At 57.4% G+C, this 25,714-nt stretch carries 14 protein-coding genes and 1 tRNA gene; 12 read left to right on the forward strand and 3 right to left on the reverse strand.

Translation table 11 applies throughout. The annotated features are described in order from the left end of the window. The first annotated feature begins 25 nt into the window (after positions 1-25). From EQG79_RS19150 to EQG79_RS19170, 5 genes are all read left to right on the forward strand, one after another. Positions 26-3,460 carry a VCBS repeat-containing protein gene (locus EQG79_RS19150; protein WP_077919625.1) on the forward strand — a complete coding sequence of 1,145 codons (3,435 nt, stop codon included), beginning with the start codon at positions 26-28 and terminating at the stop codon, positions 3,458-3,460. After that, the gene (locus EQG79_RS19155; protein ID WP_129603255.1) at positions 3,457-6,825 is read left to right on the forward strand and encodes a VCBS repeat-containing protein; all 3,369 of its coding nucleotides are present in this window, start codon (positions 3,457-3,459) and stop codon (positions 6,823-6,825) included. Before EQG79_RS19150 ends, EQG79_RS19155 begins: the two co-directional genes overlap by 4 nt. Positions 6,826-7,041: 216 nt before the next feature. Next, positions 7,042-8,397, forward strand: coding sequence for a vanadium-dependent haloperoxidase (locus tag EQG79_RS19160; protein ID WP_129603257.1), 1,356 nt, complete (start codon positions 7,042-7,044; stop codon positions 8,395-8,397). 78 nt (positions 8,398-8,475) lie between these two features. Further along, positions 8,476-9,195 carry a hypothetical protein gene (locus EQG79_RS19165; protein WP_236648573.1) on the forward strand — a complete coding sequence of 240 codons (720 nt, stop codon included), beginning with the start codon at positions 8,476-8,478 and terminating at the stop codon, positions 9,193-9,195. Positions 9,196-9,294: 99 nt separating this feature from the next. Then, positions 9,295-11,328 (forward strand): glycosyl hydrolase family 95 catalytic domain-containing protein, encoded by a 2,034-nt coding sequence (locus EQG79_RS19170; RefSeq protein WP_369822678.1) that lies wholly within the window; start codon positions 9,295-9,297, stop codon positions 11,326-11,328. Positions 11,329-11,432: 104 nt separating this feature from the next. Here EQG79_RS19170 and EQG79_RS19175 read toward each other — a convergent pair whose 3' ends face one another. The 3 genes from EQG79_RS19175 to fabD form a co-directional block, all read right to left on the reverse strand. Beyond that, positions 11,433-12,125: a TetR/AcrR family transcriptional regulator gene (locus EQG79_RS19175; RefSeq protein ID WP_077919532.1), complete on the reverse strand. Its 693-nt coding sequence runs from the start codon at positions 12,123-12,125 to the stop codon at positions 11,433-11,435. Positions 12,126-12,495: 370 nt separating this feature from the next. Then, positions 12,496-12,566, reverse strand: a tRNA-Gln gene (locus tag EQG79_RS19180). A 116-nt stretch (positions 12,567-12,682) separates the two neighbouring features. Next, a complete protein-coding gene (gene fabD / locus EQG79_RS19185; protein WP_129603259.1) occupies positions 12,683-13,567 on the reverse strand; it encodes an ACP S-malonyltransferase in 885 nt (294 codons plus the stop codon). A 252-nt stretch (positions 13,568-13,819) separates the two neighbouring features. On the opposite strand from fabD, the gene EQG79_RS19190 reads away from it, so the two are divergent. The 7 genes from EQG79_RS19190 to EQG79_RS19220 all read left to right on the forward strand — a co-directional run bounded on the left by EQG79_RS19190 (position 13,820) and on the right by EQG79_RS19220 (position 25,704). Next, positions 13,820-14,515, forward strand: coding sequence for a succinate dehydrogenase cytochrome b subunit (locus EQG79_RS19190; RefSeq protein ID WP_077919530.1), 696 nt, complete (start codon positions 13,820-13,822; stop codon positions 14,513-14,515). Between the two features lie 90 nt (positions 14,516-14,605). Continuing rightward, complete coding sequence (locus EQG79_RS19195) at positions 14,606-16,543, forward strand: fumarate reductase/succinate dehydrogenase flavoprotein subunit (protein ID WP_077919529.1); 1,938 nt, start codon at positions 14,606-14,608, stop codon at positions 16,541-16,543. A gap of 110 nt (positions 16,544-16,653) precedes the next feature. Beyond that, the gene (locus tag EQG79_RS19200; protein WP_077919528.1) at positions 16,654-17,412 is read left to right on the forward strand and encodes a succinate dehydrogenase/fumarate reductase iron-sulfur subunit; all 759 of its coding nucleotides are present in this window, start codon (positions 16,654-16,656) and stop codon (positions 17,410-17,412) included. A 769-nt stretch (positions 17,413-18,181) separates the two neighbouring features. Continuing rightward, positions 18,182-19,348, forward strand: a complete 1,167-nt coding sequence (lepB, locus tag EQG79_RS19205; RefSeq protein ID WP_129603261.1) for a signal peptidase I — start codon at positions 18,182-18,184, stop codon at positions 19,346-19,348. A 157-nt stretch (positions 19,349-19,505) separates the two neighbouring features. Continuing rightward, positions 19,506-23,609, forward strand: a complete 4,104-nt coding sequence (locus EQG79_RS19210) for an ATP-binding protein (protein WP_129603263.1) — start codon at positions 19,506-19,508, stop codon at positions 23,607-23,609. A gap of 165 nt (positions 23,610-23,774) precedes the next feature. After that, positions 23,775-24,527, forward strand: coding sequence for a DUF5602 domain-containing protein (locus EQG79_RS19215; RefSeq protein WP_077919525.1), 753 nt, complete (start codon positions 23,775-23,777; stop codon positions 24,525-24,527). 100 nt (positions 24,528-24,627) lie between these two features. Then, a complete protein-coding gene (locus EQG79_RS19220; protein ID WP_129603265.1) occupies positions 24,628-25,704 on the forward strand; it encodes a hypothetical protein in 1,077 nt (358 codons plus the stop codon). Positions 25,705-25,714 lie beyond the last annotated feature (10 nt).

The following is a 25,714-nucleotide window of genomic DNA, read 5'->3' on the forward strand; positions in this document are numbered from 1 at the left end:
CGTAAAGCCGTATCTGTATAAGACAATGACGATCAAATCTGGCCTGATGGCCGCCATACTCATTTCGCTATGGTCTTGCGGTAGCCAGGACGAGCCGCTGTTCGAAACGCTGCCCGCCACTCAAACGGGCGTCGACTTCGTGAACCGCAGCCTCGATCGCAAAGACTTCAACATCTTTCGCTACCGGAATTTCTACAACGGCGGGGGCGTAGCCATCGGCGACGTCAACAACGACGGCCTGCCCGACCTGTTTCTGACGTCCAACTTCGAAGCCAATAAGCTCTACCTCAACAAAGGCGGTATGACGTTCGAAGACGTGACGGAGAAGGTCGGTATCACCGGAAAAAAATTCTGGTCGACCGGCGTCACCTTTGCTGACGTGAACGGCGACGGCCTGATGGATATCTACGTCTGCAATTCCGGTAGCCGCGACGCGCGGGGTAACCAGCTTTACATCAACCAGGGCGTTCAGCCGGCCGGTAAGGGCGGGCTACCCATGCCAGCGTTCGTGGAACAGGCGGCTGACTACGGCCTCGTCGACGGGGGCTTCTCGACCCACGCGGCCTTCTTCGACTACGACCGCGACGGTGACCTGGATATGTATCTGCTCAACAACAGCTTTACGCCCATGGACCGGCTAGCCTTCGCCAACACGCGCGACATCCGCGATCGGCTCGGGGGCGACAAACTCTTCCGCAACCTGTCGGTAGAGCGCGCTGCGGGGGGGGCGAAAGCTGGTGCTACACCTACTGTTGGCCCCCTCTTCGTCGACGTGAGCGAACAGGCGGGCATCTACGGGAGTCTGATCGGGTTCGGGCTGGGCATTACCGTCGGCGACGTCAACAACGACAACTGGCCCGACATCTACGTCTCCAACGACTTCTACGAGCGCGACTACCTGTACATCAACCAGCGCGACGGCACCTTCAGGGAAGATATCAAGAACCAGATGGGGCATATCAGCACCACCTCCATGGGTGCCGATATTGCCGATGTCAACAACGACGGCACGCTCGATATCTTCGTAACGGACATGATGCCCGACGACGATTACCGGCTCAAAACCACGGCCTCGTTCGACAGCTACGAACTGACCCAGCTGAAAGAGTCGCGCGATTTTTACCACCAGGACCCGCGCAACATGCTGCACCTCAACAACGGCAACAACACGTTTTCGGAAGTGGGCCGGATGGCGGGGGCCAGCGCTACCGACTGGAGCTGGGGGGCGCTGCTGTTCGATATGGACATGGACGGTCTGAAGGATATTTTCGTCGCGAACGGGATTCTGAAAGACCTGACCGATCAGGATTTTATCGCTTTCCTGGCCGACAACCCGGAGTTGCAGACCATGATCGAAGGCACCAAAAAGTTCGACTACAAAGAATACGTTGACCGGATGCCTTCTACCCCGCTGCCCAACTACGCCTTCCGCAACAAAGGCAATGGTATGCAGTACGAAAACAAAGCCGCCGACTGGGGCCTGGGTAAACCCGATTTTTCGAACGGGGCCGCCTATGGCGATCTCGACGGCGACGGCGATCTGGACCTGGTTGTCAACAACAACAACGCGCCGGTGTCGATCTATAAGAACCGGTCGGTAGAACTGCACAAACGTAACTTTCTGCGGGTGCGGCTGAACGGCTACGGCAAAAACCTCAACGCCATCGGGGCTAAAGTATACGTGCATCAGCAGGGTAACGTACAGTATCTGCAACAGATGCCGAACCGGGGCTTCGAGTCGTCGGTAGACCTGACAATGGTGTTTGGCCTGGGCAGCAACCCCGTCATTGATTCGGTAACGGTCATCTGGCCCGACGATAAAAAGCAGCGGATCAGCCGACCGACGGCCAACACGACCCTGACGCTGGCGCATAAAAACGCCGACCAGGTCGCCACCATCAGCGGACCCGCTACAGTACCGGCCGGTATGACGACCCTGTTTGCCGACGTGACGACCCCCATGAAGCTGGACTACGTGCACCGCGAAAACGACTTTGTCGACTACAACCGCGATGGGCTGATGAAGCAGCTGCTCTCGCGCGAAGGTCCGGCGCTGGCGGTAGGCGACGTAAACGGCGACGGGCTCGACGATGTGTTTCTGGGTGGGGCCGCCAACATGCCCCGGTCGCTCTACCTCCAGCAACCCAACGGCGCCGGGTTTGCGCCCGAAAAACAACCGTTCCTGCTCGATGCCATCTACACCGAAGACATTGCCGCCACGTTCTTCGATGCCGATGGGGATAAAGACCTCGACCTGTACGTGGCCACCGGCGGTAACGAGTTCGAAGATCCGACTTACCTGCAGGATCGGCTGTTCATCAACGACGGCAAGGGCCGGTTCAGCTGGGATCGGACCATGCCCCGCAGCAGCGATAACAACTCCTGCGTCGTGGCGGCCGATTTCGACCGCGACGGCGACCAGGATCTGTTCGTCGGCAGTCGGATGGTGTCGGGGCGCTACGGCCAGCATCCGAACCAGCTGCTGCTGATCAACGACCGGTCGGCGGGCAAGGGCGGCAGCGCGTTCCGGAACGCAACCAACGAGCTGATGCCGTTTGCGAACGAGATCGGCATGGTGAAGGACGCCGTCTGGGCCGATGTCGACGGTGACAGCTATCCCGATCTGGTGCTGGTCGGCGACTGGATGCCGATCACCATTCTGAAAAACAAGGCCGGTAAAGGGTTTGAACGGATGACATCCGAAACGCTGGATAAATCGGGCGGCTGGTGGAACGCCATCCGGCCCGCCGACCTCGACGGCGATGGCGACCTCGATTTCGTGGTCGGCAACCTGGGTCTCAACAGCCGCATGGTCGCTTCGGCCGACGAGCCTGCGCATCTCTACGGCAACGACTTCGACCGGAACGGGGCCTATGAACAGGTGATGACCTGCTACCGCAAGGGCCTGGACGGACAGAGCCGCGAGTGCCTGATGGTGCTCAAACCCGATCTGCAGAAGCGCATCCCGTCCATCAAAACGAAATATATCAAGCATACCGACTACGCCAAAGCCGGGTTCGAGGATATTTTTTCGAGCCAGCAGCGCGAAGGCATGACCGTACAGACAGTACATACCGCCGAGACCTCGATCCTGATCAACGACGGCAAGGGCCAGTTTACCCTGAAGCCGCTCCCCATCGATGCGCAGACCTCGCTCGTTCAGGCCATCCAGACCGGCGACTACAACGGCGACGGCAAGCTGGACATCCTGCTGGCCGGTAACTTTTTCGACGTGTTGCCCGAGATAGGCCGGTACGACGCCAATTACGGCCTGCTGCTGACCGGCGACGGCAAGCTGAACTTCCGCGCAGCGAAGCCGACACAGACGGGTTTCTTCGTACGGGGGCAGGTGCGCCGGATGCAGACCGCCCGGGGCGCCAACGGGCAATCCTATATCGTGCTGGCCAAGAATAACGACCGGGCGCAGGTGTTTGCGGTCCAAAACCGGCCGAAACCATGAGGAGTCTTGGCTGGCTGGCGGGGATCGGGTGGCTGATGGCCCTGATCGGTTGTTCGTCCGAACCGGCCGAAGAGCCTCTGTTTCGGGCGCAGGAGGCCAGCCAGACGGGGGTGACCTTTACCAACCAGCTGCGCAACACCGACAGCCTGTCTATCCTCGATTACCTGTATTTCTACAACGGCGGGGGCGTAGCGGCTGGCGACCTCAACAACGACGGCCTGACCGACCTGTATTTCGTCTCGAACCAGGGCCCCAACAAGCTCTACCTGAACAAAGGTAACTTCACTTTTGCCGACGCTACCGAACAGGCCGGGCTGGCGGGTCGGGCCGACTGGCAAACGGGCGTAACCATGGCCGATGTGAACGGTGATGGCTGGCTCGATATTTACGTCTGCGCGGTGAGCCGGTTCAGGGGGCTGCGTGGTACGAACGAGCTGTATATCAACAACAAAAACGGCACCTTTACCGAGCGGGCCGCCGAGTACGGGCTGGCCTTTGCGGGCTTCTCAACCCAGGCCGCTTTCTTCGACTTCGACCACGATGGCGACCTGGACTGCTTCCTGCTCAACCACGCCGTACACACCTCCCGCAGCTACGACCGTGTCTCGATCCGAACTATCCGCAACCGCGAAGCGGGCGATTACCTGTTCCGCAACGAGGGCCCAAAACCGTCGTCGGGGCAGACGCCTGCATCGCCTTATTTCGTCGACGTGTCGGAGCAGGCCGGTATTTTCGGGGCCGAAATGGGCTACGGGCTGGGCGTTTCGGTGGCCGATCTGAACAACGACGGCTGGGAGGATATCTACGTCTCGAACGATTTCCACGAAGACGATTATTATTATGTGAATAACCAGCGGGGTGGTTTTACCGAAAGCGTTCGGCAGGCGTTTGGCCATACGAGCCGGTTTTCGATGGGAAACGATGCGGCCGATGTCAACAACGACGGCTACCCCGACCTGATCACGCTCGATATGTACCCCGCCGACGAAACCGTCGAGAAGTCGTCGCTGGGCGAAGATCCGCTCGATATCTACCGGTATAAGCTGACCTACGGCTACATGGATCAGTACAGCCGCAATTGTTTGCAGATCAGCCAGTCGGGCAAACGGTTCATGGATGTGGGGCTGCTGGCGGGCGTAGCCGCTACCGACTGGAGCTGGTCGCCCCTGCTGGCCGATTACGACAACGACGGGCTGAAAGACCTGTTCATTGCCAACGGCATTGTGCGTCGGCCCAACGATCTCGACTATGTTAAATACATCTCCGACGAGTCGGGCCCCTATACCCAGGCGGGTGCTGGCAACACCGGCGCCATCGACCGAATGCCCGAAGGCAAAGTGCATAACTACCTGTACCGGGGGCAGGCCAGCGGCCGGCTCGAGGATAAGTCGCTGAGCTGGGGCTTCGACCAGCCTACCGTCTCGTGCGGAGCCGCCTATGCCGACCTCGACAATGACGGCGACCTTGACCTGATCACGAACAACATCGACGCCCCGGCCAGTTTGTATCGTAACGAGACCGACCGGCTCTTTCCGGAGCGGCAGCACCTGACCGTTCGGCTGAAGGGCAAGGCCCCCAACACCTTTGGCGTCGGCGCAAAAGTGGTCCTGAAATACGGCGGGGCCACGCAGCGGGATTCCTTGCAGGTACAGCAGCTGATGCCTACGCGGGGATTCGAGTCGGCGGTAGCACCCGAATTGTTGTTTGGGCTGGGCAACCGTCGCCGGATCGACTCGCTGATCGTGATCTGGCCTAACCAGCAGATGGAAGTCCGGACAAACGTACCCACTGGCCAGACGCTCACCCTCCGCCAGACCGACGCCCGGCTCGATGCTGCCGGCTACCGCTACACCACCCCCGCCGACCCGCGCCTGTTTACCCCCGTTGCCGGCACAATGGCGCTGCCGTTCGTGCATCAGGAGAATAAGCAGTACTACGACTTCGTGCGGGAGTCGCTGATGCCCTTCAAACTGTCGACCGAAGGGCCGCGGCTGGCGGTGGGCGACGTGAACGGCGACGGGCTGGACGATATCTATGCCGGTGGGGCTCGTAACCAGGCCGGTCAGTTACTGGTGCAGCAGCCCTCGGGCCGGTTCGCGGCTATGAGTCAGGCCGCTTTTGCCGCCGATGCCGCCTACGAAGATGTCGATGCTGTTTTCTTCGATGCCGACGGGGATAAAGACCTCGACCTGTACGTCGTTTCGGCCGGTAACGAATTTTCCGGGCAGGACTTGCCGCTCCTCGATCGGCTCTATCTGAACGATGGCAAAGGCCGTTTCAGCCGGGCCGCGCAGGCTCTGCCGCCCATGTACGATAACAAAAGCTGCGTAAAGCCCGCTGACGTCGACGGTGATGGCGACCTCGATCTGTTCGTGGGTGGCCGGGTTGTTGGGTACGCCTACGGGAAATCGCCCCGGTCGTATCTGCTCATCAACAATGGCAGGGGCCAGTTTACCGACGAGACCGACAAACGGGCCGCGGGCCTGCGCCGGGTCGGTATGGTTACCGATGCCGTCTGGGCTGATTACGACAACGACCGGGATGCGGACCTGATCCTGGTCGGCGACTGGATGCCGGTGCGCATCTTTGCCAACCAGAATGGGCGGTTCGATGAGCTGAAAACGATTACGGCCAGCGACACGCCCCTTAACGGATTCTACCAGCGCATCGTAGCCGCCGACTTCGACCGCGACGGTGATCTGGACCTGGTAGCGGCTAACCTGGGTACGAATACGAAGCTGCGCAAGACACCTGACTCGGCGCTGAAACTCCGGGTCGGCGACCTCGACAACAACCAGACCACCGAGCAGATCATAGCCTACAACCGGGGGGCGACCTGGTATCCGCTGGCTTTCAAAGACGAGCTGGGCAAGCAGATGCCGGGTATCATCAACAAGCGCTTCACCAACTACGCATCGTTTGCCGGCAAACCCCTGGCCGACGTACTGACCGACAGCGAGCTGAGCGGTACGGATGCGTTTACCGTTAATCAGTTTGCTTCGGTTTATCTCGAAAATCAGAACGGCCGCTTCGTCGTGCGGGACCTGCCGATGCAGGCGCAGGTGTCGAAACTATTCGCGCTGTTACCTCTCGATATCGACGGCGACGGTGACCTCGATCTGCTGGGGGGCGGTAACTTTTTCGGCGCCAGTATGTACCAGGGTCGCTACGACGCCAGTAGCGGGCTAGTGTTGCGTAACGATGGCAGGGGCCATTTCAGCAGTCTGTCGCCCGTAGAAAGTGGGTTCCTGCTCGACGGCGAAATTCGGGACATCCAACCCGTACGCACAGCCCGGGGGCCGCTGCTGGTAGTTGGCCGCAACGGGGCCAGCCTGCGGGGATTTTGGCCCGAATATGTGCGGTAGACGGGTGAGCCCCCCGGGAAAGACCGTTCGGGCATCGGACGGTGCGATGAAAAACCTAGATTATGTTCTTTCGTGACTGTCAGCCTGATTGGTTCGGTCGGCTCTATACGTATTTCGGGTGTTTGTCTTCTTTTTCTCTGGTATTTTCCCGTAATTTTGTAAGTGCTAATCGAATCGTAACTACTGAAATTGCTTGACTAACCTATCTTTTGTCTAATGAACACATTGCTACGATCAGGTCTCCTGATGGCGCTGTTGCTGGTCGGATTCGTCGGCTGCCAGAAGCCAGCAACGCCTGCGGAATATAACGCCAAAGCGGCCAATCCGGAGTATTACAATACCGCGCTCAACAAGCTGACGCAGGTTATTATCCACGATATATTCTCGCCCCCGGTTGCCAGCCGGATCTATGCCTACGCGAACCTGGCGGGCTACGAAGCGCTCGTGCAGTTCGATGCGCAGTATCAGTCGCTGGGCGGTAAACTGAAACGCTACGAAGCCGGCCCTGCGCCCACGCCCGGTCAGGACTATTGCTTTCCGCTGGCCAGTGCCCGCGCTTTCATGACGGTGGCCCGCGCTCTGACGTTTTCGGTCGAGTTCTACGATGAGTTTGAACCGTCTTTCTACGAGCAGTACAAAAAGGCGGGGGTGCCTGACGAGGTCTACGAGCGCTCGATGGCCTATGGCGAAGCCGTTGCCAAACACGTGCTGGACTATGCGGCCAAGGATAATTACAAGCAGACCCGTGGGTTCAAACATACCGTAACCAATCAGGATGGCACCTGGGTACCTACGCCCCCGGCCTACATGGATGCCGCCGAACCCCAGTGGAACAAGCTCCGCTGCTGGGCTATGGATACCTGCAATCAGTTTATGCCGCCCCGCCCGCCCGCCTATAACCTGACCAAAGGCAGCCCCTACGACAAAGAGCTGCAGGAGGTGTATACGATCGGCAAGAGCATGGACAAGCAGAAGCAGGATATCGCCTACTTCTGGGACGATAACGCCTTCGTCATGAACGTGGCTGGTCACGTATCCTATGCCTCCAAGAAGATGACTCCCGGTGGCCACTGGCTGGCCATCGGCCAAACCGTAGCCCGACAGCAGAAGCTGAACCTGATGCGGACGGTAGAGATGTATGCGCTGACATCGTTTGCGCTGACCGACGGGTTTATCTCCTGCTGGGACGAGAAATACCGCTCCAACATGGTTCGCCCCGAAACGGTGATCAACAAATACATGGATCCCAAATGGACGCCTTTTCTGCAAACGCCCCCGTTTCCGGAGTACTCCAGCGGGCACAGCGTCATCTCGACGGCAGCCGCTACGGTGATGACTGCGCTCATTGGCGACAGCATTGCGTTCGTTGATTCGACAGAATTTAAATATGGTCACGGCGTTCGGTCGTTCAAGTCGTTCCGCGACGCAGCCAACGAAGCCTCCATCAGCCGACTCTACGGCGGTATCCACTACCGGGCCGCGCTGGATAACGGGCAGGTGCAGGGCGAGAAAGTAGGGCAGTGGGTGCTGCAGAAACTGCATACCCGAAAGTCGGCCGTAGCGGGCCGGTAGCTACCAATTTACGGGTCTGTTCAAGCGAAAGGTCCTCTGCCGTGGTTTAGGCAGAGGACCTTTCACATACATGACGTTATGAAAATAAAGAATGTACCCGGTTTACTGCTGGTACTGTTGTCGCTCCCGCTACCAGTCCTGGCCCAGCAGACGTATTTCAACGTGCCGTCGTCCGACATTGTCGAGAAGCACGAGCTGTCTGTCCAGCAGCAGTTTACCATTGCCGAGTCGATCCGGTCGGGCACGACTGTCTCCTTCGGGCTCGGACGCGAGTGGGAAGTCGGCGCCAATCTCTATAACCTCGATTACAAACCGTCGGCGCATCGGTTCATGCGAAACGACTCGACCACCGGGCAGGCTTACAGCCCGCTGTTGCTGCTGAATACGCAGAAAGCCTTCGACATTACCGATCAGCTGGAGCTGGCCATTGGGGCGCAGACCGGCTTCAACCTGACGCCCGACCGACCGGCGCAGTGGGTTGGCTACCTCTATGGGCACGTGGCCGGATCATTACACGATGAACATTACAACTGGTCGTTTGGGGGTTATACCGCCAACGCGCGCTACCTGGGCGACGGCCCCCGGGCGGGGTTTCAGGCGGGCTTCGACGCCGGTATTTTCTACCAGAAATTTCACCTGCTGGGCGACTGGATTTCGGGTGGCCACGACTTGGGCCAATTGGTACTGGGGGTGGAAGTATACCTGGGAAAACATTTCCCGGTAGCCCTGGGCTGGCAACGGATCAACCGCGACGGTCAGCAGGCGCTGGTGTTGCAGCTGACCTATAACCCCGAATAACCCGGCAGCCGGAAAAACTACTGACCTGGATGTGAACATGCCCGCAAATAGCATTATTTTTAGTCCATATTTCAACTAGTGATGAATATGCGTAAACTAATGTATGGCGTTGGGCTGGCTCTCCTGATTGGGTATCAGTCGCCTGACGTATTGGGTCAGTCGGCCAGCCCGGACTGGCAGATTGTTGGTCAGAACATCAATCCCGCCAACTACTACGGCATTACCGTAGCCAACGGTATGATCGGGCTGGTCTCGTCGCCGGAGCCGATGAAAGTGAAAGATGTGGTGCTGAACGGGGCGTTCGATACCTACGGACGCGGCCGGGTGTCCAACATCCTGAAGGTATTCAACTTCGTCAACATGAATCTCGACGTCGACGGCTCGCGGCTCGGGCCAAAAGATATTGCCAATTACCGGCAAACGCTCGACATGCAGAAAGCGGCCCTGACCACCACCTTCGACTACAAAGACAAGGTTGGCGTTCGGCAAACGGTCATGGCCCTGCGGCATCTGCCGTATTCGGCCCTGACGATGGTCGAGATTACGGCCCGCAAAGACTGCGAAATCAGCCCGATGAGCGTGATCGAAACGCCCGAGAACCTGAAAGAAGTCAAGAATTTCTACGCCGAGATCGACCGGTCGCACGTGACCATCCGCCTGCTGACGTCCGTTGCCAAGAGTCCGTCGGGCCGGCATACCGTAGCAGCCAGCAACAGCTTCATTTTCGAAGAGCCCCACGGGCAGGAGCCGGATGTCATTCACGAAGACTGGGACTACAACATGCACCTGGCCAAGTTCAAAAAACGGCTCAAAGCGGGCGAAACCTACCGCTTCAGCATTGTTGGTTCGGTATCGTCGACGGCCCATACCGCCGATCCGCATAACGAAGCCGAACGGCTGACCATCTTTGCCGCGCTGGAACGGACCGAACGGCTGCTGATGCGCCATAATGCCGAATGGGCCAAACTGTGGCGGAGCGATATTGTCATCGAGGGCGATCCGGATGCGCAGCGGGCCGTACGGTCGGCGCTGTACCATCTGTATTCGTTTGCGCGCGAAGGGCAGGCCTACAGTCTCTCGCCTATGGGCCTGTCGGGGCTGGGTTATAACGGACACGTGTTCTGGGATACGGAGCTGTGGATGTACCCGCCCCTGCTGACGCTGAAACCCGAAATGGCCCGTTCCCTGCTCGAATACCGGTTCGAACGCATGCAGATGGCCAAACAGAACGCCTTCAGCCACGGCTATGCCGGGGTAATGTTTCCGTGGGAGTCAGACGCCGACGGGCAGGAAGCTACGCCCGTCTGGGCCCTGACGGGGCCGTTTCAGCACCATATCACCGGCTGCGTGGGCTGGGCTTTCTGGAAATATTATCAGGTTACGAAAGACAAGGAGTGGCTGCGTACCCGTGGCTACCCGATGCTGAAAGAAGTAGCTGATTTCTGGGCGAGCCGGGTCGAGCGCGAAGGGCCGGGCAACTACCACATCAACAACGTAATCGGCGCCAACGAATGGCAGGAAAACATCGATGATAACGCCTTCACGAACGGAATGGCCAAAACATCCCTGCAATACGCCAGCCAGGCCGCTCAGGAGTTGGGAATAACGCCCAATCCCGACTGGAAAACCGTAGCCGACAACATCCCGATCCTGAAATTCCCGGACGGCACGACCAAAGAAAACCGCACCTACGACGGGGTCACGATTAAACAGGCCGATGTAAACCTGCTGGCTTATCCGCTCACGGTCATAACCGATCCGGCCCTGATCCGCAAAGACCTGACCTATTACGAACCGCGCTATTCGCCGGAGGGGCCTGCCATGGGCTGGTCGGTGCTGGCCACGCTGAACGCGCGGCTGGGCAATACGGACAAGGCCTATGACTGGTTTGTAAAGAGTTACAAACCCAATGAGGTACCACCGTTTGGGGTGCTGGCTGAAACCGCTGGTGGCACAAACCCGTATTTTGCAACGGGGGCCGGAGGAATGTTACAGGCGGTTCTGAATGGATTCGGAGGAATCGAAATTACGGATAGTGGTATTACGCAGCTGAAAACAAAACTGCCGAAGAAGTGGAAGTCATTGACTATTAAAGGGGTAGGGCCGCAGGCTAAAACGGTACAGGCTCAGTAAGCGCGTACAGGATGCAATTCATGTTATCAGTCAGCAATTAGTAGTGTATTCAGAGGCTGTCTTCGTGCACTACTAATTGGTTACTGATAGCTTGACTCCTGATCTTACCATTGGGCAGTCGGCAGATGGGCCGATTGTAATTCGAGTTCAACGTCTTTCGACTGAATAGCCATTTTGTTCAGGGCGATGTAGATGGCTTTAACGGCGTTTTCGATCCGCTTCCAGCCTTCTTCGCTCCGCAGATCGATGCTGATCATGGTCCGGTCGTTCTGCGCCATGATCGTCAGATACGTCATCGCTCCCAAAATAACGGCTGAAATCGCCTGGGTGTCAGCGCCTTTTACGAAAGAGAGCTGGCTCACAAGCCGGGTCATTTCTTCGTCCTGCGCTCTGGCGGCTGTTTCAGCAATGGAATCATTTTCAATAACGGTCGCTTTCAGTACTTCGCGGGCTGCTTTGAAGGTTCTGAAATAGCGATACGTCTGGATTACCTGTCTGTACCAGATACGGGCAACATCTGAGTCGTGCAGCGGCCGAATCTGATCCAATACTGCCGGATTGAAAACTGGAAACAGCTTTCCCATTTTCACGTAGTATTCGAGCAGGCCTTCCATGCCGCCAAAGTACCGGTAAATCAAGACCTTGCTGACGTTGGCTTTTTCAGCTACCCGGTTTACGCCAACCCCTTCAAGACCCCGCTCAGCAATAACCTCTTCCAGTGCTTCAACGATGCGCTGGGTGGTTTTGGCTCGGTTTCTCCTTACCTTTTCTTCTTTCTCCATAAGAATTGCATTCATGATAATTCAAGCAAGTAGTTACACTTATTTGACTAGAATTCCCTACAAGGGTCACTACAATACACTTAAAACACCAAATTAACGCCATTAATTCTCTCGCTTTACGCTGGCTCCGGGTGTCCAAAACGGCCTTTACGGTATAATCAAAGGGCCGAATGATTGTACAACCAAGAGACGGATATAGAAAGAAAATCTCTTCGATGTAACTTTTAATTGATAATAAGCAAAGGAAAGTATTTTTTAAACAGACAACAAAAAAAAACAAAATATAATGGTAAAAAATTACTAAGCAGATTTATAGCCTATCAATGACCTATAAAATGGGTATAAAACACGAAAGCCGCCTGAAGATCAAGCGGCTTTCGGTAAGTAGCCCGAGAAGGATTCGAACCTCCACAAACAGAACCAAAATCTGTCGTACTACCCTTATACTATCGGGCTGTTTTGCATTTGCGAGTGCAAAGATAACGTATTTCTATGCGTAAATGCAAAACCATTTTTCAAAAAAAAGAGACTCAAACAGGGTACTGAGCCTGTCCGTGCTGATAATCAGTCGGTCAGGCTACCGATAAACCGTCGATTGTTACGGCCGGACTTATTTTTTTGACCAGTCCCTGCAATACTTTACCCGGGCCGCTCTCGATAAATTCGGTAGCGCCGTCGGTTACCATCTGTTCAACGGACTGGGTCCACCGAACGGGCGAGGTGAGCTGGGCAATCAGGTTGGCTTTGATCTGCGCCGGATCGGTAGCCGGGCGGGCGTCTACGTTCTGATAGACCGGACAGCGCGGCTGGGCAAATGTCATATTGGTAACGGCCTGGGCAAACTCGTCGCGGGCGGGTTCCATAAAAGGCGAGTGGAACGCACCTCCCACGGCCAATGGTAACACCCGCCGGGCACCGGTTGCCTTGAGTCGCTCACCCGCCAGCTCGATCCCCGCCATACTCCCCGAGATCACGACCTGGCCGGGGCAGTTATAATTGGCCGGCACCACAATCTCTTCCGTTACTTCGGCGCAGATCCGCTCAATTACATCGTCGGCCAGTCCGAGCACCGCAGCCATGGTCGACGGGGTAATCTCGCAGGCGCGCTGCATGGCCGTTGCCCGGATCGACGCCAGCCGGAGCCCATCCTCGAACGACAGCACACCAGCCGCCGTCAATGCCGACAGTTCGCCGAGTGAATGCCCCGCTACCATATCGGGAGAAAACGAGTCGGTGGTGAGCGCCAGCACGACGCCATGCAGAAAAACGGCGGGCTGCGTATAAATTGTTTGTTTAAGGTCCTCGTCGGTTCCTTCAAACATGATCCGGGTCAGATCGTAGCCGAGGATCTGGTTGGCCTGGTCAAAAAGGGAGCGGGCCGCTTCTGACTGTTGATAAAGGTCATGGCCCATGCCGCGGAACTGCGACCCCTGGCCGGGAAAAACATATGCTTTCATAGAAGAATAAAACGGCACCAAGCCATTTGTCGGAGCAAAGTAAAGGGGTTCGGTCGGCAAACAAAAACTTTGGACATCCGGTTAGGGACGCACGTTGTTTGTGTAATTTTTATAGGCAATAAATTAGACATAAACCAGCGTCTGCAGGGCACAAATCTTGTTTGCGTCGCGTTTGTGATATAGTTTTGATGCGCCATTGAAACTGGCTATTTTTCACTTGTTTACAACTACTTCTTTCGTGTCGTTCACCGTATGGCTTGGGTAACACAAACACTATCCAGCTCCCTCGGCCGCAAGGTCATCATGTCATTGACGGGGCTGTTTCTGAGTACTTTCCTCATTGTACACATGGCTGGTAATCTCCAGCTGTTCAAGGCCGATGGCGGTCGGGCGTTTAACGAGTACACCTACTTCATGACGCACAATCCGCTCATCATTACGGTCTCGTATCTGCTCTACACCTCCATTCTGGTTCATGCCCTGATGGCGCTCGTGCTGACGCGGCATAACTCAGCATCGCGGCCGGTTAAGTACGCCTACAGTAAACCAGAGGCCAACAGCCCCTGGGCATCGCGCAACATGGGTATTCTGGGTACGGTACTGCTGGTATTCATTATCATTCACATGCGCACGTTCTGGTACGAGATGCACTTTGGCTCGGTTCCGATGGCCGAGTATGACGGCAAGCAGTACAAAGATCTGTACGCCGTTGTGAAAGTAGCGTTTGCGGAGTGGTGGTACGTGCTGTTGTACGTACTGTCGATGGTTGCGGTGGGCTATCACCTGGCCCATGGTTTCCAGAGTGGGTTTCAGACGCTGGGGGTTCGGCACCCGAAGTACACGCCTATCATCGAAACGGTAGGCCGGTATTTCTTTGCCTTCATCATTCCGGCGGCTTTTGCGGCCATGCCGATTTACGTGTTTTTGCAAGTTCACGGGATATTATAAAATGAGTGAATCAATGGTTGAGCGATTAAGCGCATAGCTGGCTTATCCCGGCAATGACTCAATCGATCAACCGCCTAATCACAACTGACTATGAAGCTGGATTCAAAGATTCCCGAGGGGCCGTTAGCCGAGAAGTGGGCCCGGCATAAGTTCGGCTTGAAGCTGGTAAACCCGGCGAACAAGCGGAAGTACGATATCATTGTCGTTGGTACGGGGCTGGCCGGCGCGTCGGCCGCAGCCTCGCTGGCGGAGCTGGGCTATAATGTAAAAGCCCTTACGTTCCACGATAGCGCCCGTCGGGCGCACTCCATTGCCGCCCAGGGTGGTATCAACGCAGCTAAAAATTATCAGAACGACGGTGACTCGGTCTTCCGGCTGTTCTACGACACCATCAAAGGAGGTGACTACCGTGCCCGCGAAGGCAACGTGTATCGCCTGGCCGAGGTGAGTGTTAATATCATTGACCAGTGCGTAGCGCAGGGCGTTCCGTTTGCGCGGGAGTACGGCGGTCTGCTGGCCAACCGTTCGTTCGGGGGCGCTCAGGTATCGCGGACGTTCTACGCCCGGGGCCAGACCGGGCAGCAGCTGCTGCTGGGCGCTTACTCGGCACTGAGTCGGCAGGTGACTACCGGTAAGGTGAAAATGCTGACCCGTACCGAACTGCTCGACATCGTAGTGGAAGGCGGTAAAGCCCGCGGCATCGTAACCCGCAACCTGATTACGGGTAAGATAGAATCGCACTCGGCCCATGCGGTGCTGCTGTGTACGGGTGGCTACGGCAACGTGTTCTACCTCTCGACCAACGCCATGAACTCCAACGTGACGGCGGCCTGGCGGGCTCACAAACACGGGGCTCTGTTTGCCAACCCCTGCTTCACCCAGATTCACCCGACCTGTATTCCGGTAAAAGGCGATTACCAGTCGAAGCTGACGCTGATGTCGGAGTCGCTCCGGAACGACGGGCGCGTATGGGTGCCCAAAACCAAGGAAGACGCCGAAAAAATCCGGAAAGGTCAGCTCAAACCAACCGACCTTAAGGAAGAAGACCGGGATTACTTCCTGGAACGGCGCTACCCATCGTTCGGTAACCTCGTTCCGCGCGACGTAGCCTCCCGGAACGCCAAATACGTCTGCGACGAAGGTCGCGGAGTCAGTAAAACAGGTCTGGCGGTTTATCTCGATTTTGCCGATGCCATCAAGCGCGACGGTCGTAAAACCATCGAAGCGAAGTACGGCAACCTGTTCGAGATGTACGAAAAGATTGTTGACGACAATCCGTACGAGACGCCGATGATGATCTACCCGGCTGTTCACTATACGATGGGTGGCCTGTGGGTCGATTACAACCTGATGACGAGCATTCCGGGCCTGTACGCGCTCGGTGAAGCCAACTTCTCGGACCACGGCGCCAACCGCCTTGGGGCCTCGGCGCTGATGCAGGGCCTGGCCGACGGGTACTTCGTTATTCCGTATACGGTAGGTGACTACCTGGCTACCATCGGCCCGGCCGACAAACTGCCCGTCGATGCGCCTGCGTTCAAAGAAGCGGAACAACGCGTAACGGACCAGATTCAGCGGCTGCTGTCGATCAAGGGAACAAAGCCCGTCGACGAGTTCCACCGCCAGCTGGGTCTGATCATGTGGGATTACTGCGGTATGTCGCGCAACGCCGAGGGACTGAAAAAAGCCAAGAAGATGATTCAGGATCTGAAGGCCGAGTTCTGGAGTAACGTGCGGATCATGGGCGAAAACGAAGAAATGAACCAGTCGCTCGAAGGAGCCGGTCGCGTGGCCGATTTCATCGAGCTGGGTGCGTTGATGGTCGACGATGCGCTTAACCGGGAAGAATCCTGCGGTGGCCACTTCCGCGAGGAGCACCAGACCGAAGACGGCGAGGCCCTGCGCGACGACGCTAACTTTGCCTACGTAGCGGCCTGGGAATACCAGGGCGAGAACCAGCCCGAAACGCTCCATAAAGAAATACTGGAGTTCGAAAACGTGAAGCTGACGCAGCGTAGCTATAAATAAATGATGGGTTTTCGGTTTTCGTTTTCCGGTCATGCCCAACCCGGGTAAAGACCCATCGAAAACCACAAACCGAAAATCCCGGCGGGGGACCGCGTAAAACCCATCAAACAATGAAGATCAACTTAAAAGTCTGGAGACAGAAAAATAATAATACCCCAGGCAAACTGGTCGAGTACCAACTCGATAACATCTCGCCGGATATGTCGTTCCTGGAAATGTTCGACGTGCTGAATGGCGAGCTGACCAAAAAGGGCGAAGAGATCGTTGCCTTTGACCACGACTGCCGCGAAGGTATCTGTGGTTCCTGCTCGATGTATATCAACGGCCGCGCCCACGGGCCGCAGACGGGAGCCACGACCTGCCAGCTGCACATGCGTTCGTTCAACGACGGCGACACTATTGTGGTCGAGCCATGGCGGGCGCGGGCCTTCCCGGTTATCAAAGACCTGGTCGTTGACCGGTCGGCGTTTGACCGGGTTATTCAGGCCGGTGGTTACGTATCGGTGAACACGGGCTCGGCGCGTGACGCGAACGAAATCCTGATTCCGCGTACGGTGGCCGATGAGGCTATGGATGCCGCTGCCTGCATTGGCTGTGGCGCCTGCGTAGCGGCCTGCAAGAACGCATCGGCAATGCTGTTCGTATCGGCTAAGGTATCCCAGCTGGCTATTCTGCCGCAGGGTAAGGCCGAGAGCCAGCAGCGGGCCGAGCGGATGGTGGCTCAGATGGATGCCGAAGGTTTCGGCGCCTGCTCCTTTACCGGCGCCTGCTCGGTCGAGTGCCCCAAGTCGATTTCGCTCGACCATATCGCCCGCATGAACCGGGAATATCTGGGTGCCAAGCTGACCTCCGACAACGTTCAGGGATAAGCAGCGTAAGCACATCATACAAGCGGGCTCTTTCAGCGAAAGAGCCCGCTTTTTTTGTTCCTTTCTCTACCGATGCTGCGCTGTTAAGGCCCTAACGGGCCAGCGCATTGGTAGCATCGTTCAGGATCGCCCCTGACCCGTCAGGGTAAGAGCAGCGTAGCGTCGTCGGTGGCATCATCCGTTGTCAAGATCATCCCTGGCCCGTTAGGGCCCAAACAGCGCAGCGTCGGTAGCGAAGCGGGGTCAGCAAACACAATGTGCCGTCAGGTACATCACAGCGCAGCGTGGGTAGCATCATGGGAGCGGACCCCGATAAAAGCCATATACCGTCAGGGACATAACAGGTTAGGTACCTGACGGCACCTGGTTCCCACCTGGAGGGATGTTTTCTACCGACGCTACGCTGTGATGGCCCTGACGGGCCAGGGATTGATGGGCGCCTGTCGATTCCTACCGACGCTACGCTGTTTGGGCCCTGACGGGCCAGGGATGATCTGGGTACCCGACGGGGCTACCGACGCTGCGCTGTTCTGGCCCTGACGGGCCGTAGATGATCTCGACAACCGAGCGATGCTACCCACGCTACGCTGTGATGGTACAGACAGGGCTTGGCTTTTGCCGGAGTTCACGTTAATCCAGAGTGATTTAAACTGGCAAAAAAGCCGTCTGTGTAAAAGGCAGGGATAACGGTTGAGGTTTACAGTACCTTTTAATCGCTAATTCACAGTGAGTTGGCAGTGGTCATTCACCCGGAGACGGTAATCGTATCATGTTTACAAAGAAAACAAAGGCTGGAAAACCGGCCAGCTCACCCAAATCTGCGCTCCGCGAATGGGCCGATTCGATCCTGTTTGCCGTGGTGGCCGCTACGCTGATCCGATTCCTGACCTTCGAAGCGTATGCCATTCCGACGCCATCCATGGAGCAAAGCCTGTTCGTGGGCGATTATCTGTTTGTGAGCAAACTGCACTACGGAGCCCGCACACCTAAAACGCCGTTGCAGATACCACTTACCCACCAGAAAATCTGGGGTACCGACCTGCCGGCTTTCAGTACCGCGATTCAACTGCCTTCGTTCCGGCTGCCGGGCTTTTCGCACGTAAAAAGGGGCGATGTGGTGGTCTTCAACTACCCCGCGCCCCGGGCCGATGAGGCTGGCTACCCCAGCGATCTGAAAACCAATTTTATCAAGCGATGCGTGGCACTCCCGGGCGATGTCGTGGCTATCCGGGCGGGGCAGGTGTTGGTGAACAACAGTCCCCTGGCCGTTCCGGTGAAGGCGCAGCAAAGCTATTTTATGAAAACGACCGAAGTGCTCGACGAGCGCTTTTTCCGGAAATATGGCATCGTCAACGATTTCAACTCCGCGGAGGGGCCGTTTATTAACTGGCAGCCGCTGGAAGCCGTTGACGAAGCGACAAAGAGGCCGGTGCTGGTAGGGTATCGGGTTCACGCCAGCGAAACCATCATCAATCAGTTTAAAACCTTTAGCTGGATAAGCAGCGTCGAACCGATGCTGGAGCAACCGGGTCGGGCACAACCTGGTATCTACGGCTCGTCTGTGTTTCCCTGGAACCTGGATAACTTCGGCCCACTTACGGTACCTAAGAAAGGCATGACCGTACCCATCAACGAGCAGACCATTGCGGTCTATGGCCCCGTCATCGAGCGCTACGAAGGCCAGACCAATGTGCGGCTAACTCCAGCGACGGTAACCATCGACGGACGCGCCATGACGTCGTATACCTTTCGGCAGGATTATTACTTCATGATGGGCGACCATCGGCATAATTCCGAAGATTCCCGCTTCTGGGGCTTCGTACCCGACGACCACGTTATCGGAAAAGCCGTACTGGTCTGGCTGTCGATCGATCCCGTTCCGGCCGACGTCTGGCATAAAATCCGCTGGAACCACCTGTTCAGCCTGGTCGACTGAGGCAGCCTGGCCAGAACGGGTCAAACCGGTCGAGTCTATACGTTGATGGTGGCGAAAGGGCGTCAGCGTTTCCAGAAGTAATCATATGGAAATAATTAGGAATAGCCAGATCTAGTCACTGCTGATTTACGTATTTTGGGCAGCTAAACGGCTCAAAATGCGCTTCTTATACCTACTGGTTTGTCTTCCTTTGCTGAGTTTTGGCCAGCCGAAAGGCTGGCAGGAACTGACTATATCCGACGGTCTGTCGCAGGGTATGATCTTTGACCTCAAGCAGGACCGGAAGGGGTTCATCTGGATTGCCACCAAAGACGGCCTCAACCGGTACGACGGCCATAATTTTACAGTTTTTACCCACGACCCCTACAACGACTTTACGCTTTCGGACAACAGCTGCTCGACTCTGCTCATCGATCGGCACCAGCGGCTCTGGGTGGGTACTGTCAACAAAGGGCTCAACCTCTTCGACGATCGGACCCAGCGATTTTACCATATCGACATCAGCGATCAGGCGGCTCCCGACGCGGGCAACTACGAAATCTGTTTACTGACCGAAGACCCCGCCGGCAACATCTGGGTCGGAACCGATAAAAATAAGGTATTCAAGGTCAGCTTACCGGCCCCGCTTCAGGCGCACTACCCCGACCGGCCTAACGTCACCCGCCAGGTCAGCATCAGCCCCGTTGCGCTGGACCGGGCCGACATCAACACCGAGAACAACACCAACTACGTCAGTTTTCACCCGAACGGAGAGGCCTTTGTCTGCACATCGGATGCGATCTACGCCATCAACTGGCAGCGCCCGGCCGGTGCAACCAAACTACCGGCGTTTGACCCGGCGTCTGTCGATATGCACTCGATGTACGAAGACCCGGCCCACCAGTTCCGGTTCGTGACCTACAGCGACCGGATTGTTGGGTGGTACCGGGGGCAGCGCAAAACGATCTGGTTGCCGGGGAAGGATTACTTCAGTGTGAAGCTGCGGCCCATCGATTCGCTGCAGGTGGCCGTTGCCACTACCGATCACCTCTGGATCCTGTCGCCTGCCGCCCTCTTCGGGCAGGACAGCCTGAGCGCCCGTACGGCCTTTGCGCAGTTACCCCCCAATCTGTATTCGGTCACCAATCTGATGAAAGACAGGACCGATAATATCTGGATCGGCACCAGCGGCTACGGGCTTCGGAAGTTCAACCCCCGCATCAAGTCTTTTCAAACGTATCTGCCCAGGACGTCGCTATCCGGTCTTTACGTTGACCGGCAAGGGCGTACCTACGTGCGGTATACCTATGCCTACGCCCGGCTGGACCGCGCTACGAACCAGATGCTGCCGTTTCTGGACGCGGATCTGCCAGCCGCCGACAAACGACAACGCTACCTAATGCAGGATCGTCGGGGTGATTTCTGGGCGTCGAACGTCAACTTCCAGACCCACGAAGCCTCACTGATCCGGTTCTCGGGCAATGGGCAGCTAATCAAAAAGTACCCCTTGCCCGCTCAGGCTGATTTCGGGTTCTACGGCAATCAGACGATCGAAGCAAAAGACGGCCAGCTCTGGCTTGGATGCACCAACGGGCAGTTGCTGCGGTTCAACCCCGTCACCGAAACCTTTACCGTCTTCAGCTACCAGAGCCTGTTACCCCGCAGCGGGGCCGAAATCGAAACGTACTCGCTCTGTGAGGATCGATCCGGCACGCTCTGGATCGGCACGCAGCAGGGGTTGGTCAAAGCCCGCCATTACCAGACAAAGCCCGCATTTTCAATCTATAAAAACTCGAAAAAGGATCGGCATAGCCTGAGCAACGATTTTGTGCTGAGCGTTATCAACGACCCGCGCCAGCCCGACCGCTACTTGTGGGTAGCCACCAAAGGAGGGGGCCTGGAGCGGCTGGATAAACAAACCGGGCAGTTTATGCACATCACCGAAGAGCAGGGGCTGCCCAACAAGGTCGTGTACGGTCTGCTGGCCGACGAGTTCGGGATGCTCTGGATGAGTACGAACCGGGGACTGGCCCAGCTCGATCCGCAAACCCTCCGGTTCAAAACCTACACCAAGGCCGACGGCCTGCAGGACGATGAATTCAACACCAGCTCGTACGTCAGGTCACCCACGGGCGAGCTGCTCTTCGGCGGGGTAAACGGGCTCACCACGTTCCGGGCGTCTGAGGTGGCCGGTACCTCGCAGAAGCGACCCCTGATTCATATCATCGGCCTCCGGGTGAATAACAAAACGGTTTCCGTGGCCGACCCGGCGGCCATACTGACCCAGACCATCGACTATACGGACCGGCTCGAGCTGGCTCATAACCAGAACCTGCTTACCCTCGAGTTCTCGGTCATGGACTTTACCAATTCGGCCAAAAACCGCTACCGGTACCGGATGGAAGGAATCGATCAGGACTGGGTCGAAGCCGGTACAACCCGCTTTGCCAACTACGCCCAGCTGCCCGACGGGTACTATACTTTTCGGGTCATGGGGTCGGCCGATGGGCAGACCTGGAGCGAGCCGGTCGCGTTGCGGATTCGGATTCATCCGCCGGTTTACCGAACCTGGTGGGCTTATCTGCTGTACGCGCTGGCAGCGGGTCTGCTGGGCTGGCAGCTTTACCGGTTTCAGACCCAGCGCTGGAAACTTCAGCAGCGGCTTCGCTTCGAACAGCAGGAGGCTACCCGGCTGGCCGAGCTGGATGCGCTGAAGACCCGGTTCTTTACGACCATCTCACACGAGTTTCGCACGCCCCTGACGCTGATTCTGGGGCCGCTCACCGATCTGAAACGGCGTTTCCAGACGGAGTCGACGGTGACGCTAACCCAGCAGACGGTGGCCCTGATGGAACGAAGCAGCAACCGCCTGTTGAGCCTGATCAACCAGTTGCTCGATCTGAGTAAGCTGGAAGCGGGGCAGTTCAGACCCGAACCCGAGCGGGGCGATATAGCGGCTTTCTTTCAGCTGCTGGCTCACTCGTTCGATGCGCTGGCCAGGGATCGGCAAATCCGGCTCAGCTTTCGCCAGACGGCTACTGAATGCTGGGCCGATTTCGACGCCGACAAGATCGAGAAGATCGTAACCAACTTGCTGGCCAACGCCCTGAAATTCACGCCGGCCGGGCAGGACGTGTGTCTGACGGTCAGCTACCCCGAACCGCCCCGGACCGACAGGCTGCAGCTTACCGTTGCCGACACGGGCATCGGCATTGCGCCCGATCACCTCCCGCATATTTTCGAGCGGTTTTACCAGGCCGACGGGAAAGCCAACCGCCTGTACGAAGGCACGGGCATCGGGCTGGCACTGGTCAGCGAGCTGGTAGCCGTGCTGGGCGGTACCATCGACGTAGCCAGTACCCACGGGGCCGGTACCACGTTTACCGTCTGGCTCCCCCTGCCGTCAGCTGGTCCGCCGGTACCGGCTCAGCCCGTTGTAGTCTTGCCCGAACCCGAACCCACGGCGGTGCCGGTGCTGCCCGAACCCGCTGTTCCGCTGGGCGAGTCGGCCGACAGTCTGCTCATCATCGACGACAACGCCGACATCCGGGCGTATGTCCGCTCGGTGTTTGACGATCAGTATCAGATCATCGAAGCGGAAGATGGCTACGACGGCCTCGACAAAGCCACGGCCCTGTTACCCAGTCTGGTAATCTGCGATCTGATGATGCCCCGGCTCGACGGCTTCGGCTTTTGCCAGGCGCTGAAAACCCAGGAAGCAACCAGTCATATTCCGGTCGTGATGCTGACGGCCCGGTCTACCGTTGAGAAGCGCATTGAGGGGTTCGAGCGCGGGGCCGATGACTACCTGACCAAGCCCTTCAACCGGGTCGAACTCCAGACGCGGGTACGAAACCTGATTCGGCAGCGGCAGCGGCTGTATGAGTGGTTCGCTACCCGGCTGAGTACGCCCAGCGCCAGCCTGCTCGTACCGGCTCCGCTAACGGCCGAGCAGCGGTTCATCGATCGGCTGACGGCGCTGGTCATGCAGCACCTCGACGATACCGACTTCTCGGTCGAAGCCCTGGCCGAAGCTGCCAACCTGAGCCGGATGCAGCTGCATCGTAAGCTCAAAGCCCTGACAAACTCAACCGCCACCAACTTCATTCGGGACATCCGGCTGGACCAGGCTACCCGGCTGCTCCGGCAGGGCGATCAGAGCGTGACCCAGGTTGCGTATGCCGTGGGGTTCGACAACCTGTCCTACTTTGCCCGGGTATTTCAGGAAAAGTACGGCGTGCTGCCCTCCCAGTACCGCAAGCCCGGCGCGGCAACGGTCTGATAGCAGGTTGTTTATAGCGTCGAAGGCCCGGTTTTCCGGGCTTTTTTTATGGATTGTTACGAGGGTGTTATCAGATGTTACGAGGGTGTTAGCGGATTGGAGCCGCCGGGCGCTACTTGCCGACCTAATCAGTTCGCCATGAAACGCTCTTTTTTTAACCCGTCAATGAAACAAATTCTCCTTTATTTATCAGCCGCTACGCTGCTGCTGGGTTGCGGCAAAAGCGACACCGACAGCCAGCCCGATCGGGTCTACGGGCCTTCGATAGCGATGGGAAAAGGAAAAGTCAGAACCTGGCTTTCGCGCGATGCTCAGGGTAATCCGGCCTCGATCGGGTTCACCATGACCAAAGAAGCGCTGGAAAGTATGCCATCCATCCAGACCGTCAGCGCGTTCATGCTGGCGCTGCCCGACGAGGCAACGGAAAAAACGCCCTTCAAACACGTGATGATCGACTGGAATCCGCAGGGACACGAACCGGCGGGCATCTATACGGTGCCTCACTTCGACTTCCATTTCTATATACAGCCGATGAACGAAGTGATGGCTATTCCGACCTACGATAAAGCCCCCGCCAAATTCGATAACGTACCGGCTGCGGCCTATCTGCCCGTCGACTTCGTGAAGGGGCCAGGCGGGGTTCCGGCCATGGGTGCACACTGGTCAGACGTTACCAGCCCCGAGTTCAAGGGCCAGCCCTTTACCGAAACGTTCGTATTTGGGTCTTACGATGGCAAGGTGACATTCTGGGAGCAGATGGTAACCCTCGATTTCCTGAAAACGAATCCGAATCTGGACAAAGCCATCCGGCAGCCCGCCAAATTCGAGACGCAAGGCTATTACCCAACCCGCTACAGCATCCGTACCAACGCCGACGGCAGTCAGGATGTGGCGATGGACGGCCTCACCAGACGTTAATTCTTTCTCCATACTTTATACTTTATTCTACCTTCCTCTTTTTCTCAATCCTCCCGTCGGTCTGATGGGAGGGTTGAGATAACCATGTCTATGCGCCCGAATGAACACACCTAATTACACAAAATCGGCCTGGCTGACGCTCGGCCTCGTGCTGGCTTTCGTGGCCGGCTGGGAGTTATACTGGCGAAATCAGCACCTGCCCATTGGCTATAACGACGACGAAAGTATGTGGGCCAGCAAACGCAGACAGGTGTACGAGAGCAGCCCCACGCGCCCCGTTCTGATCGGCTCGTCGCGGATCAAGTTCGACCTGGACCAGGGCTCCTGGGCTCGAATCACCGGCGAAAAACCCATCCAGCTGTCGATGGACGGCACCTCTCCGCGCCCGGTACTGACCGACCTCGGCAACGACCCGAATTTCAAAGGCACCGTGATCATCGATGTGACGGAGATGCTGTTCTTCAGCCCGGACGGGTCTTTCCCGGAGAAAGAAGCCATCAAACGGGTCAAGGCTTACCCAACCTGGTCGCTGTCGCAGCAGGCCAGCTTTCAGATCAACCGGCTGCTCGAGTCGGGTTTGCTTTTTCTCGATGACCGGAACCTGGCGCTGGGGCCGCTGCTGAACCTGCTGCCGCTGCCCGCCCGGCCCGGCACCTGGGGTGGGCCGCAGTTTCCGCGCGAGTTCTTCGTGGTTGACCAGGACCGGCAGTCGATCATGACCCCGGCCTTCGTGGCCGATACGGCCTTGCAGAACAAAGTAAAAGGCGTCTGGCTGGATGTGGGTGCCCATAGTCCACCGAACGCCGTTACGGGCCCGGCCCTGCAGGCTATCCTGGACGCGACCAAACGGTCGGTTGAGCAGATTCGGGCGCGGGGCGGGCAGGTGCTGTTTCTCCGAACCCCGTCGGATGGGATCATGCGGGCGGCTGAGAACAAGCTCTACCCGCGGGAGCAGTACTGGGATCGGCTGCTGGCCTACACCCAGACGCCCGGCATCTATTTTGAAGACTACCCGGCCCTGACCCGCTTCAGCTGCCCCGAATGGTCGCACCTGACCCCGGCCGACGCCGTTCAGTTCACCGAAGACCTGATCCCGATCGTGGCCCGGAAAACGGGCTGGCCGCTGGGCGAGCCGCTGTCGGCCCTGCTTGGTCAGCCAATACCTACCTGTCGTTAATCCACAGCCG

Origin of the sequence: Spirosoma sordidisoli (genome assembly GCF_004138325.1) — a bacterium.
GTDB classification, from domain to species: Bacteria; Bacteroidota; Bacteroidia; order Cytophagales; family Spirosomataceae; genus Spirosoma; species Spirosoma sordidisoli.